This is a genomic window from candidate division KSB1 bacterium (genome assembly GCA_016214895.1).
GTDB lineage: Bacteria > Electryoneota > RPQS01 > RPQS01 > RPQS01 > JACRMR01.
Genome location: JACRMR010000017.1, coordinates 1 through 12,734, shown reverse-complemented (window position 1 = coordinate 12,734; position 12,734 = coordinate 1). Strand labels below are relative to the sequence as shown.

Annotated in this window: 12 protein-coding genes; all 12 read left to right on the top strand. The window is 55.8% G+C overall.

Features of this window, described 5'->3' with window-relative positions; translation table 11 throughout:
- The first annotated feature begins 36 nt into the window (after nt 1–36).
- The 12 genes from HZB60_09155 to HZB60_09100 all read left to right on the top strand — a co-directional run bounded on the left by HZB60_09155 (nt 37) and on the right by HZB60_09100 (nt 12,638).
- Complete coding sequence (locus tag HZB60_09155) at nt 37–507, top strand: hypothetical protein (GenBank protein MBI5059927.1); 471 nt, start codon at nt 37–39, stop codon at nt 505–507.
- 126 nt (nt 508–633) lie between these two features.
- Nucleotides 634–1,074 carry a TfoX/Sxy family protein gene (locus HZB60_09150; protein MBI5059926.1) on the top strand — a complete coding sequence of 147 codons (441 nt, stop codon included), beginning with the start codon at nt 634–636 and terminating at the stop codon, nt 1,072–1,074.
- 314 nt (nt 1,075–1,388) lie between these two features.
- Nucleotides 1,389–2,309 (top strand): restriction endonuclease, encoded by a 921-nt coding sequence (locus tag HZB60_09145; GenBank protein ID MBI5059925.1) that lies wholly within the window; start codon nt 1,389–1,391, stop codon nt 2,307–2,309.
- An 820-nt stretch (nt 2,310–3,129) separates the two neighbouring features.
- Entirely contained in the window at nt 3,130–4,128 is a 999-nt protein-coding gene (locus HZB60_09140; protein MBI5059924.1) for a restriction endonuclease, read from the top strand.
- A gap of 90 nt (nt 4,129–4,218) precedes the next feature.
- Nucleotides 4,219–4,533, top strand: a complete 315-nt coding sequence (locus tag HZB60_09135) for a nucleotidyltransferase domain-containing protein (GenBank protein MBI5059923.1) — start codon at nt 4,219–4,221, stop codon at nt 4,531–4,533.
- Entirely contained in the window at nt 4,517–4,909 is a 393-nt protein-coding gene (locus HZB60_09130) for a HEPN domain-containing protein (GenBank protein MBI5059922.1), read from the top strand. Before HZB60_09135 ends, HZB60_09130 begins: the two co-directional genes overlap by 17 nt.
- 100 nt (nt 4,910–5,009) lie before the next feature.
- Nucleotides 5,010–6,881, top strand: coding sequence for a tRNA uridine-5-carboxymethylaminomethyl(34) synthesis enzyme MnmG (gene mnmG / locus HZB60_09125; GenBank protein ID MBI5059921.1), 1,872 nt, complete (start codon nt 5,010–5,012; stop codon nt 6,879–6,881).
- Between the two features lie 23 nt (nt 6,882–6,904).
- Nucleotides 6,905–7,552 (top strand): 16S rRNA (guanine(527)-N(7))-methyltransferase RsmG, encoded by a 648-nt coding sequence (gene rsmG / locus HZB60_09120; GenBank protein MBI5059920.1) that lies wholly within the window; start codon nt 6,905–6,907, stop codon nt 7,550–7,552.
- Nucleotides 7,533–8,546, top strand: coding sequence for an N-acetylmuramic acid 6-phosphate etherase (locus tag HZB60_09115; protein ID MBI5059919.1), 1,014 nt, complete (start codon nt 7,533–7,535; stop codon nt 8,544–8,546). The genes rsmG and HZB60_09115 overlap by 20 nt, the downstream gene beginning before the upstream one ends.
- 102 nt (nt 8,547–8,648) lie before the next feature.
- Nucleotides 8,649–10,622, top strand: coding sequence for an ATP-binding protein (locus HZB60_09110; GenBank protein MBI5059918.1), 1,974 nt, complete (start codon nt 8,649–8,651; stop codon nt 10,620–10,622).
- A gap of 4 nt (nt 10,623–10,626) precedes the next feature.
- Nucleotides 10,627–11,979, top strand: coding sequence for a hypothetical protein (locus HZB60_09105; GenBank protein MBI5059917.1), 1,353 nt, complete (start codon nt 10,627–10,629; stop codon nt 11,977–11,979).
- Entirely contained in the window at nt 11,976–12,638 is a 663-nt protein-coding gene (locus HZB60_09100; protein MBI5059916.1) for a Dam family site-specific DNA-(adenine-N6)-methyltransferase, read from the top strand. Before HZB60_09105 ends, HZB60_09100 begins: the two co-directional genes overlap by 4 nt.
- Nucleotides 12,639–12,734: the final 96 nt, after the last annotated feature.

Below are 12,734 nucleotides of genomic sequence, written 5' to 3'. Positions count from 1 at the left end.
CGGAATTTCAATTCTCGATCCCGGATAATTCTTCCCATGCCTCTTCACGACCTCCAGCACTATGCCTACCGCGGCGCCCGCGCCATGGTGATTCTGCACGATCAGGAACTGCGCAAATGTCTGGTCACCTGGCGCGCGGCCAAGGCGGCGGGTATCCCGCTCCCCAAGACCGATGATCCGGACTATCAATCCAAAGAGCACCTGCTGCACCATATCCTGCGTGCGGCCCGGGGCTATCTGAGCTGGATGTGCGAGATGCTGGGCCTGCCCGATCCGGGCCTGCCCACGGCCCCGGAGCCCGCCGTGGTGGAGCGCGAGGCCGAAGCCTATCTTGAACAACTACTTACCGCTTGGCGCGAGCCCTTGGCTGGCGTCGCGGAGCCGCGTTTCGACGAAACCTACAAATCCCGCTGGGGCGTGGACTACTGCATCGACGCCATGCTCGAGCACGCCGTCATGCACCCCCTCCGCCACCGCTTTCAGCTCGAAGAGCTGCTGGAGTCGTAGGGGCCGGCTGCGCCGCCCGTTGGACCCGCCGCGGCACCGGTCCCCGGGTGCCCGGAATCGGTCAGCCTGTCCCGCGCCAGTTCTCGGCATTTGAATTTTGGATTTTCGATTTTGGATTTTCCTCCCATGCCCATCTCCGATTCCTATCTTGACTACATCATGGAGCGCCTCGCGGTGCTCGGTAAAGTCCACTGCCGCAAGATGTTCGGCGGGGCCGGGATCATGGTTCCGGTGCGCGGCGAGCTCAAGCCCGCGATGTTCGCCATCATCGACGACGACACGTTGTACTTCAAGGCCGACGACACGAATCGCGCGGACTACACGGTGCGCGGCTTGAGCCAGTGGGTGTACGACCCGTCCAAGCCGGAAAAGAGCCGGATGCCATACTTCCCGGTGCCCGCGGACGTGCTGGAGGACGACGACCTGCTGCGGGAGTGGGGTCAGAAGGCCATTTCCGTGGCCCGGAATCGCCGATCGGCCCGTAAACCGTCTCCCAGCCTCAAACCGGCCCCGAACCGCGCCAAATCGCCCGCAACGAAGCCGAAGACCAAACCCCGAAAGCCGTAGCGCCCACCTCGGTGGGCGTGTCAAAGGGTAAGGATGGATCATCCCCCCCCCGTTCACCGGGGGACAGAGGGCGGGTCTCGGTGGTCCGTCGCGCCTCCTGGGCATGCATTCGGGGGTGTTCCTTCCGCCGTTCCGATTCCGGCGGGGTGAGGGCACCCCGCTCGGCGGGCTAATTAATCCGACGGTCAGAGACCACGGCATGGAGAAAACGGCGTCTCCCGCAGGGGCCGATTGCATCGCCCGCTTCGCAGCACCCCCTGTGTACGCTCGGGGCTGATTCAGAAATTATCAATGATTCCACAGGGGACAACAACATGCCGATACCCGATTTTCAGACCCTTATGCTGCCCGTGCTGCGCAGTTTGGCCGATGGCAAGCCTCGCAGCCTGACCGAGATTGTGGAAACGCTCGCTGTGGAGTACAAACTCTCGGAAGCGGAGCGATCAGAGCTGATGCCCAATGGTGCGAGCCCGCGGTTCAACTACATCGTCCGGTGGTCCATGACTTACCTCTTCAAGGCGATGTTGGCATCGCGCAAATCTCGCGGGGTGTACTCAATTTCGGAACGCGGGACCGCGACGTTGAAAGAGAATCCCGCCCGGATTGACATGAGGTTCCTGACCCGGTTTCCCGAGTACGTCGAATGGCGAGAATCCTCGACACGCGGCGACGACGAACGCACGGCGCACCCAGCACACGACGGTCCCGCGCCTCGCACCCCCGAAGAGCAGATCGGCGGGGCATACCAGGAGATCCGCGCTGCCCTGGCCGACGATATTCTGGACAAGGTCAAGTCCTGTTCCCCGCGCTTTTTCGAGCGTTTGGTTGTCGATCTGCTGGTACGCATGGGCTATGGCGGGACACTTCCCGAAGCGGGACAGGTTATTGGTAAATCGGGGGACGGCGGGATTGACGGCCTGATCAAGGAAGACAAGCTGGGGCTGGGCGCGATCTACCTGCAAGCCAAGCGCTGGGAGGGCCTCGTGCCCGTGGGCGCGGTCCGGGACTTCAGCGGAAGTCTTGATGCCCACGGGGCCAAGAAGGGCGTGATGATCTCAACCTCCAGCTTCACCAGTGACGCGAAAACGTACGTGACCAAGACAGGCGAGAAGAAGATCGTGCTAATCGACGGCTATGAACTGGCCCAACTCATGATCGACCACGACGTGGGCGTGACGCCCGTGACCAGCTACACCATCAAGCGCATCGACTCGGACTATTTTGAGGAAGAATAGCCTGCTCTGACTTTCCCCCACTCCGTGGGGGAACCGAAGGGGGTCGGCCTCTTTGCGGCGGCAGATCTCTTTCGCCGTTAACCTGCCCTGCTCTGCTCGCCGCCGCGCCGTCCATCCCCGGGGGGCCGGAATCGGCACCCCCCTCTTGGCGGCACTTGTCTTCAAGTGCCCCATCGGAAGAGTAGTCGAAGCCACCGGATTGTAGCCGCTGCCCCCCCGTGGCCGCCTTGCGAACCGTCGCGCCCACCTTGGTGGGCGTGTCAAAGCGTAGGCACCGCATCCATCGCCCCGCCCGTAGCGCCGCACTGCGTGCGCGAAATCGGGGTTCGTCGCCGTGCAGAGTCTATGTCTTGATTTCCGCCGAGCCGGGATTCCTTCCCCGCCGGAACGGTGCTCGGCCCAGATCCGGAGCACCTTGGCGGCACTTGTCTCCAAGTGCCCCCTCGGCGAAACAAACCGAACCCCGCGCCCCCTCCGCCGCAGCCCCGGCAAGAAGCCTGTCATCCTGAAGCACGTCTTCCGGCTGCAGGATCACAAGAAGTCGTCTTCATCGACAGGCGGCCCGGCGGTGGGGACAGCCCCGCGTGGCTGTCCGGCGAAACCCAAGGACTGTAGCCGCTGCCCCCCGTGGCTGCCCATTGCATCGCCGATCCCAAGCACCGCAAAGCATACGGGAGGGCGATTGCATCTCCCGCCCGTAGCAAAGCACACCCGTGTGCGAAATCGGGACAAATGTCTGCATCGTAAATCACAATTCCCGCAAGCGCCGCAATGCGTACGCTCGGAAGAATTTGTCAACAACCCAGCGAGAGGAATCGCCATGCCTATTCCAGATTATGAATCAATGATGCTCCCTACTCTTAAAATCTCTGCAGATGGACATTCTCATACAACAGAGGAAACCTTAAATATCCTGGCAAAGCAGTTCGGAGTAACAGAAGATGACAGACGCGAGCGATCGGGAAATCTGTACTACTTTGATGCCAATTTTAGTTGGACTAAAACTTATCTCAAAAAGGCAGGATTAATCACGTACCCAGCAAGATCGCAGTTTATGATCACGGATTTGGGTAGAAGAATCCTTACGCAAAATCCAACAAAAATTGATAAAACGTTTCTCTCCAAAATTCCTGACTTCAAAAATTGGCTGGATGAATGGACTTGGGAGAAAGGGACAAACCCAGTATTCCCGGATTGGTCTTCTGTTCGTGAACAATCAACACAATCAACCAGCCGTGCACCTGAAATCCAGGCCTTTGAGTCGAAACCCGCAATCGCACCGCCGGTCGATACGAAAACGCCGGAGGAAATCGTGGAACTCAATCTGCGAGTCATTAATGGACTGTTAATAGATGACCTCCTAGAGCGAATTAAGTCAAGCAGTCCGAGGTTCTTTGAGCAACTTGTTGTTGATCTCTTGATAGCAATGGGCTACGGAGGAGGCTTCGATGGCGCTGGTCAGGTTGTTGGACGCACAGGTGACGGTGGTATAGACGGAATAATCCACGGAGACATGCTTGGACTTACCGATTCTATTGTCATTCAAGCAAAAAAATGGGATAGCCAAGTTCCTGTATCGGCGGTAAGAGATTTTTCTGGAAGTTTTGATCAGCGACGAGTGATGAAAGGCGTTCTAATTACAACAGCTGACTTCTCAAGCGACGCAAGAAGATATGCTGGGGATATTCTACCGAAGAAAGTCATTCTAATAGATGGCAAGATGCTGGCTCAACTTATGATTGAACACGGAGTAGGCGTAACAACGACGAAATCATTTGCAATCAAGCGAATAGACTCTGATTACTTCCCAGAACCCTAATCTATGACATCCTTACGACATCATCGTCATCGGCGGCGGCACGCCAATGTCGAGCACACAAACACAGCACAAACAAAAACTTACAATAGCATGACCATTGACTTCGCCACGATTGTCTCGCGGATCGTTGCCATCTCCCAGCCGCGCAAAGTCGTGCTGTTCGGTAGCTACGCGCGCGGCGATTCAAAGCCGACCAGCGATCTGGATATTCTCGTAATCGCTGAATCCGATCTCCCCCGCTATAAGCGCGCGGCGTCACTCTACCGTGCGCTCAGCGATATTCCGCAGCCGATGGACATCATCGTTTACACACCGCAGGAAGCCGAAGATTGGAGCCAGGTCAAGCAGGCCTTCGTCACGACGGCCCTGCGGGAAGGGAAGGTCCTCTATGAAAAGCCGAGCTGATCTGGTCGCGGCGATGTTGCGCAAAGCGGATTCTGATCTGGCCAACGCGCGGCTCTGTTTGAAATCGGGCGAATCGCTGGATACGGCCTGCTTTCACTGTCAACAAGCGGCAGAACGCGCGCTGAAAGCGTTTCTCACGGCACACGAGGTCATGTATCCGCATACTCACAATTTGCAGAAGCTGATTGAACAATGTACGACAATCGACGCGTCGTTTGGCGATCTTGAAACCGCGGTATCTGACCTCACGCCGTTTGCGGTGGAACTTCGTTATGACGAGGAATTCTGGCCGGACACTTCGGTGGTGAAGCTCGCGTTAGATACGGCAGAGAAGATTAGAGAGTTGGTTGGCGAACGAATGAATCGGAAACAGTAACCCGGCCGGAACCGCACCGCATGACAGCACAGCTTAAACATACCATGACCCAACTGCATTTCTTCAAGTTTCAAATTTCAAGTTTCAAGTTTTCCGCCTGATGCCCCATTCCTACGACATCATCGTCATCGGCGGCGGGCATGCGGGCTGTGAGGCCGCGCTGGCTTCCGCGCGGATGGGATTCAAGACGGCATTGGTCACGATGAACTTGCAGACCATCGGACAAATGTCGTGTAATCCTGCGGTTGGAGGGTTGGCCAAGGGTCAACTCGTGAAGGAGATCGATGCCCTGGGCGGCGAGATGGCCCGCATCACCGACCTGGCCACCGTCCAGTTCCGCATGCTGAACCGCTCCAAAGGCCCTGCCGTCTGGTCGCCTCGCGCGCAGTGCGACCGCATGATGTATGCTCGGGAGATGCGAAAGGCGCTCGAATCGCAACGAAATCTTGATCTTAAGCAAAGCATGGTCGTCGATTTCGAGACTCGCGGCGGTCGCCTGACTGAAGTTATCTGCCAGACCGGCCAGCGCTTCGAGTGCCGCGCCGCCGTACTCTGCCCGGGGACCTTTCTGAACGGCTTGATCCACATGGGCGACTTCCAGATTCCCGCCGGCCGCATCGGTGAAGGCCCTGCCCTCTTGTTATCTGAGAATTTGCAACGGCACGACTTCACTCTGGGCCGCCTGAAAACCGGCACCCCGCCGAGGCTCGACGGTCGGTCGATTGATTATAATCGCTGCCAGATTCAACCCGGCGATGGCCGGATTATTCCATTCTCAAAACGTTCACAATTAAACAATAATCATCAGCTTGCCTGTCATCTGACGCATACGAACGAGTCCACTCATAAGCTCATCAGGAACGGCCTTGTTCACTCGCCGCTCTTCGCTGGCCGCATCACCGGACGCGGTCCGCGCTACTGTCCATCCATTGAAGATAAGGTCGTCCGCTTCGCTGATAAAGATAGTCACCAGATATTCTTAGAGCCAGAGGGCTGGCATACAAGTGAAGTCTATATGAACGGCTTCAGCTCCAGCCTGCCTGAAGATATCCAATTCGAGGCCCTGAAGACCATCAATGGCCTCGAAAACGCCGAGATGATGCGCCCGGGTTATGCCGTTGAGTATGACTTCTTCCCTGCTCATCAGATTCACTATTCCTTAGAAACCAAGCCTATAGATGGTTTGTTCTTCGCTGGACAGATCAACGGCACCACCGGCTATGAGGAGGCGGCCGCCCAGGGCCTCGTTGCCGGAGTCAATGCCGCGCTGAAACTAAAGGGAGAGCCACCGCTGGTGCTGCGCCGCGATCAAGCTTATATCGGTGTGTTAATAGACGATTTAATCACGAAGACTCCGGTGGAGCCTTACCGCATGTTCACGTCCCGCTCGGAACACAGGCTGTTGCTCCGTCAGGACAATGCCGACTTGCGACTCACGGCGATCGGCCGGAGCCTCGGTCTCGTTTCGGATGAGCAGTACGATAGTTATCTGAAAAAGCAGCAATTGCTCTCAGAAGTCACGGACTACCTGGCAGCCACAAAGCTGCAAGAACTCGCCGAATCCGGCTTACTCTCTGATCCATCTCTGAAAGGCTCTCGCTTCGCTGCCATTTTGAAGCGTCCTGAAGCCAGCCTGAGCGAACTGCTGCGCCACCCCGACCTTGCCGGGATCGCTCACGCTGCTACTGACGAAGATCTCGTCGCCGGAGTGGAAATGGATATAAAATATGATGGTTACATCAAGCGCGACCTCGCGCGCGCCGACCAGATGCGCTCCCTGGAGTCGCATCAGATTCCCGTCAGCATCGATTACAAATCTATTCATTCCATCTCGTTCGAAGCGCGGGAAAAGCTCTCGCGCTTTCGCCCACTCACGCTTGGCCAGGCCAGCCGTATTGACGGCGTCCGTCCGGTGGACTGCACGGCGCTCATGATTCACCTGAAAAAGTCCCGCACCTCCGGAGCGCAATGACATCGACAGCTGAGTTAACTGCTATGCTGGCTCGGTTCGGCTGGTCTGCCGACGATTCGCGTTCGCTCCACGTGAAACACTTTCTGGAGCGGGTGCGGGATGCCGGGCTGTCGCTGGTCTCGGATTCTGATCGTAACAGATTGGAACAAAGACATTTAGAGCCAAGTATGACAGGGAACGACCTTGTGCCCGATGGGGCGCGAGTGCTGGACTTTGGCTCCGGCGGCGGATTTCCGGCGATTCCGCTGGCAATCGCCCGGCCGGACGTTTCCTGGCTGCTGGTGGAGTCAAGTGCTCGAAAAACAGCGTTCCTGGCGCGAGTTTCACGTGAAACCCAACTCTCGAATGTCGAGGTGCTTACGGCCCGGGTTGAAATGCTCTCCGCTGAGTACAATGCGCGGTTCGATGTCATAACTGCCCGGGCGGTGGCGGAGCTGCCGGAGTTGATCGACTGGACGCGGCGGCTCTTGAAGCCGGGAGGGCGGTGGCTGCTGTGGAAGGGCGAGAAATGGCGGCAAGAGGCTGATTTGGCTCAGCTTAAACTAATTCTGAAGCAAGAGATGAAGCTATCCGATGGCGGGCGGCTGTTGTGGCTGGAAACCGAACCCGATTTACCCCCCCCCCCCCGCGAGCAGGGGGGAATCCGAGCACATGACCAAGCGCATCGTTGACGAATTGTCGGCCCTGACGACCGAAGCGCGCAACCCCCGCACGCTGGGGTTGGACAGCATGAGCACACGCGAGATCCTCGCAGCGATGAACGCCGAGGACCGCACCGTCCCGGAGACCGTGGCCCGGGCGATCCCGGATATCGAGCGCGCGGTCGAGCTAATCGTCAGTTGCTTCCACCTTGGCGGAAGATTGATCTACGTCGGGGCGGGGACATCGGGCCGATTGGGCGTGCTGGATGCGGCCGAGTGTCCGCCGACCTTCGGGACGGAGCCGTATCTGGTACAGGGCTTCATCGCCGGTGGGAAGGATGCCGTATTCCGCGCCGTGGAGGGGGCGGAGGACGACTTCGCACAAGCCGCCCATGATCTCGACGTCTGTACTCTAAATGAGGCGGACGTGCTGGTCGGGATCACCGCTTCGCGTCGTACACCATACGTGCTGGGTGCTCTAACGTACGCAAAATCAAGGGGTGCGAAGACGGTGCTGCTGATCTGTAATGAGCCGCCGGACGAGAAAGCGGAAAGCGGAAAGCGGAAAGCGGAAACCGCCGAGCCGTCCGTCCCCAGGCGGCCGGAATCGGATTCGGCTTCAGGTTTCAGGTTTCAAGTTTCAAGTTTGGATGTCGTCATCTCCGTTCCGGTCGGTCCCGAAGTGTTGACCGGCTCGACAAGGCTGAAGGCGGGGACGGCAACGAAGTTGGTATTGAACATGTTGACGACGGCGTCGATGGTCCGGCTGGGGAAGTGTTACGAGAATCTGATGGTGGATTTGCGGCAGGGGTCGTTGAAGCTGCGGGCGCGGGCGCGGCGGATCTTCATGGAGCTGACGGGCAGCGATTACGAATGGGCGGACGCAGTCTTGAAGGAAGCCGGGGGCGAGCTGAAGACCGCGCTGGTGATGCACTGGCGGTCGGTGGGTGCCAACGCCGCCCGGGAGCTATTGGATGCAGCCGAGGGGAATATCCGCAACGTGCTGGAAACGACAAAGCCGTAGCGCCGCATGGATATGCGCTCGGAAATACTGCTCGGCAAGGCCATGGACTGAGAAGAGTCGATCGTTGGAAAATAGTCAACCAGACACGCACGAAAGGAATCTATGAACAGCGTTCTTGCGCCAATTGAGAATGCCGCGAAAGACATCAAGCGGTTTCATACTGAACTTGGTGCTGAAAATCGACACCTTCTTGGCTACGTTATGGAGTTGGGGTACGATACGGGCATAGTCGTGACCAACGACTACTACAAAATGCGGGCTGGTGGCATCTCAAAGAACTCGTTGCTTGTCATTCGCCCGGGCTCGATTACCCAATTGATGCAGCCGGACGAGACAACGAGTAGCATCGACATTCAGGACAAACCACCCCATCTCATACTTTGCCGGGTACTCGAACCTGCTCCCACGCCTCTTGCGCAGGACATCGCTCGAACGTACTTTGAGATGCACAAAAGCCATATGCCGGAGCTTGACGTCTTTACAAAAAGTGAGTTGCAGTGGGGCGCCGTTAAGGTCGCAGTTCTGGGGACATTCTATGACCATCCTGTCAATGCTACTGTGGAGTTTGGCGGGGACATCGAGACGTTCTTATCACCTCACATGTACACCGTCCATATTCCTACGGCTGACATGTTGACCAAGTTGGTCAACGCTTTCGTCGATCCAAAGAATGCCTACCCGATTGGTGAGATGCGGCTCACAGAAAGTCGTCTGACCGCGCCCTCTGCTCCAATACCGGTTCAGGTCTCTCCGGCGGACTTTATCGGAACACGCACGGCACTCTTTGGCAAGACACGTATGGGGAAGAGCAATACTATCAAAATCATCGCACAGATGATCTTGGAGTCATCCGCAAGCGTCGGTCAGGTTATCTTCGACTTGAGCGGAGAATATGCGAATCTGAACGGAAACGATAAAACGTCACTATTCGACTTGTATAAGGAAAGATGTGTCCGCTACTCCTTGCGTGAATCGACGTTTTCGGATGTGCGACCCCTGAAAGTAGACTTCTTTGCCGACATCGCATTGGGGCACCAGATCATTACGCAGTCATACCGTAACGAGCTGGGAACAGAGCCGGACTATTTGAAAGGGCTGTTCGAGTGGGAAGTGATGGATGACGCGGAATTGCAGCGACTCGAACAAGATGAAAGATCACGGCACACGCACTACAGACGCCAAGAGAGTATCTACAAATGCATTCTGACCGAAGCAGGCTTCGTTCCGGGTGCTGCGAACAACGTAAGTCTCAACATGAAGGCTGAGATTCGAACAGCGTGTGGCGCTGCCACGGCGGAAAGTGTCACTGTGGACCGGGCTGCTGAAATCTTTAAGCAAGCATGGACGCACTTTGTAAACAAGACGGGTCCGTTCAAATCGAAGCAACAGCCGAGTGGACAAGAGAGTAACGTTGATGAAGCTCCCGAAAAGGAGTATTTTGATTCAACAGAGCAATCCATGTTAGCCACGCTGACCGGACTCAAATGGAACAAGACCACCGTGAGTGGATTCAGGAAAATCCAATCATATCGCCGGTATCATCAATCGGGCGCGGGACGTCTTCTGGACGACATTACCAGGTTTGTCGATCAGGGAAAGACGGTGATCATAGACTTAGGCAACGCATCGGAGGAATTGTCCAGTTTTTTTGGAGATCGAGTCTGCAGGCACTTATTCCAGCACCAGACCACAAAATTCGTCAACGATAAGCTAGAAGAACATTATGTTCAGTTCTACTTTGAAGAGGCGCACAACCTGTTTCCCCGAGACGACAAAGACCTACGCAAGATATACAATCGCCTCGCGAAGGAAGGCGCAAAATTTCATATCGGAATGATTTACGCAACGCAGAGCATCGAGAGTCTGAGTCCGGATCTACTGAAGAATTCAGAGAATTTCTTCGTCGCGCACCTGAACGACGACCGCGAGATCACAGCGTTGACGAGATATCATGAGTTCCGGGATGTCGGGCCCGACGTACAGAGGACGAAGAGCCAAGGGTACGTCCGCATGATCACGCGTTCGCATCGGTTCGCTCTGCCGGTTCAGATTCGCAAATTCGCAGCTAAGGGTTAATCACATGGCTTACAAGTCCAGTTCAAACCTTTCATACGAATCAGCGTCGAAGCTCGGTCATCTTTCTGTAATTCAGGATCCCTTTATCGAAGAAATGGTCCAATCATTCGAGTTGGTCAAACGGGACAAACAAGCCGAACCTCTGCCAGACATGACAACTATAGACGTCGACGGCACGGATCCGCTTGACTTCATTATATGTGTTGATGGGAGCTTCTCGGTCGTACCGAACACACTTGCACCCGACAAGACACTTGGGTACATCAAGATCGGCGTCTTGAACATTAGCTTGTCGGAGCTTCGGCAGGCAAACGCCCCGATTGTCAATCCGGAGGTCGTGCAGAAGATTCTTAGCCGTTACGCCGACACCCAAAGCACCGTCCTGCCGTTGAGCAATGTGACGGTCGGTGACAGGACTTTATTTGAGAGCATACGGCACGCGATAGAGACTACTCTTCGCCATTTCAACGACGGCGCGTTGTACGACACGCTGCGATTTCTCGTCAGTCAGGAGTGGGAGGAATCCCCCCCGGCATGGCAAGGGGAAACGTCCCGACGCCCGCATTTCCAGTGTCCATTTTGTGATCAAGTAACCTACTTTCCAAGAAGCCAACTCCAATTCACGTGCACGCACTGCGCAAGAGAGCTCGTGCTATCAGATTATCTGGGACTAATGCTTGATGTCAGTGAAACGAGTAACGATTCAAAGCTGGCCGTAAACCTGATGGGTGTGTTGGAACACCTAACCCTAATTCACTATCTTCGAGTTCTGGTTGAGCGCGGTCCGAAATTCCACTCAAAGGTACTCTTGCTGAAAGATGGCCCACTGATGTTGAGGGGTCAGTATGCTCGCCTCGTTGATCCAATCCGCGGCTACCTGCATCACCTGTACGAACAGGGCTTTGAGTTCTATCTTGCGGGTGTTGAGAAAGATGGCGCATTTGTGCAGTTCATTGAACAAGTGCGCTCTGCCTTCCCAGAGAAGGGCAGCGTTTTCACTCCGAACAGCCAGTTCATCCTTGATCGAATCAAACACAGTGGAGCGAACGATACAATTTATGGACAGAAGGTACTGTACGGCCAGAAGTCATACTTGCGGATCGACGAGCGCAATATCATCGTCATGAGCGTGCCAAGCCGAAAAACCAGCTTCAGCATGTATGATCCGGACGCAGGCACATCCGATTTGATTGGCCTGCCACGAATCGCGTCCACTCTTTCTCGGCTTGTTTCTCGCCAATACCAAAACGCGCTGGTTCCGATTACCGCAGTGAACAAAATTGCTTCTCTCTCCTTCTACCCTTCGAACAATATTCTCGAACGCTTCACGGACAGCTTAATGCGTCGTGGACAATGACTAACTGTACTGACCAACGCCCTCGCGTTCAGCCGTTTATCAAATGGCCCGGTGGCAAGCGATGGATCGTTCCCACTATTCGAGGATTAGTGGACGGACGAAATTTCGCCAATTACATCGAACCATTTCTCGGCGGCGGTGCCGTCTACTTCGGGTTGCTTCCAACGTTTGCGCATCTTTCAGACATAAACAAAGATTTAATAAATACTTACTTGCAAGTTCGGGATCATCCACGGGCGATTATGAATCGGATTCAGATGCTCCGCGTGACGAAGCCAACTTACAACCGTCTCCGAGCGAGCGAACCCTCGGATCCCATAGATCGAGCCGTTCGTTTCCTGTATCTCAATCGAACCTGTTTCGGCGGAGTTTATCGGCTCAACGCGAACGGCGAGTTCAATGTCCCCTTTGGCGGCGGCGAACGCGGACTATCCCCATTTTGGAAAGACAATCTTCTGATCAACGCGTCTCGGGCTCTTTCGAATTGCCACATAGAGCAATCTGATTTCGAGCCGATAATTGGCCGGGCGAAACACGGCGATCTGGTCTACTGCGATCCCACCTACACGGTAACTCACAACAACAACGGGTTCATTCGATACAACGAGAAGAACTGGACTGCACCCATCGGACTGGACAGTCAGGGGTTGATTTCGTAGATTAGGGGCGGGGCAACAAAGGAGCCAAGGATGCCACGTCAGAGACGGTCGTTCAGCCCGGAGTTTAAGCGGCGGGTGGTGCAGGAGCTGGAGTCG

Coding starts and splice junctions, on each gene's coding strand:
- HZB60_09155 (MBI5059927.1), top strand. CDS start 37: ATGCCTCTTCACGACCTCCAGCACTATGCCTACCGCGGCGCCCGCGCC.
- HZB60_09150 (MBI5059926.1), top strand. CDS start 634: ATGCCCATCTCCGATTCCTATCTTGACTACATCATGGAGCGCCTCGCG.
- HZB60_09145 (MBI5059925.1), top strand. CDS start 1,389: ATGCCGATACCCGATTTTCAGACCCTTATGCTGCCCGTGCTGCGCAGT.
- HZB60_09140 (MBI5059924.1), top strand. CDS start 3,130: ATGCCTATTCCAGATTATGAATCAATGATGCTCCCTACTCTTAAAATC.
- HZB60_09135 (MBI5059923.1), top strand. CDS start 4,219: ATGACCATTGACTTCGCCACGATTGTCTCGCGGATCGTTGCCATCTCC.
- HZB60_09130 (MBI5059922.1), top strand. CDS start 4,517: ATGAAAAGCCGAGCTGATCTGGTCGCGGCGATGTTGCGCAAAGCGGAT.
- mnmG (MBI5059921.1), top strand. CDS start 5,010: ATGCCCCATTCCTACGACATCATCGTCATCGGCGGCGGGCATGCGGGC.
- rsmG (MBI5059920.1), top strand. CDS start 6,905: ATGCTGGCTCGGTTCGGCTGGTCTGCCGACGATTCGCGTTCGCTCCAC.
- HZB60_09115 (MBI5059919.1), top strand. CDS start 7,533: ATGACCAAGCGCATCGTTGACGAATTGTCGGCCCTGACGACCGAAGCG.
- HZB60_09110 (MBI5059918.1), top strand. CDS start 8,649: ATGAACAGCGTTCTTGCGCCAATTGAGAATGCCGCGAAAGACATCAAG.
- HZB60_09105 (MBI5059917.1), top strand. CDS start 10,627: ATGGCTTACAAGTCCAGTTCAAACCTTTCATACGAATCAGCGTCGAAG.
- HZB60_09100 (MBI5059916.1), top strand. CDS start 11,976: ATGACTAACTGTACTGACCAACGCCCTCGCGTTCAGCCGTTTATCAAA.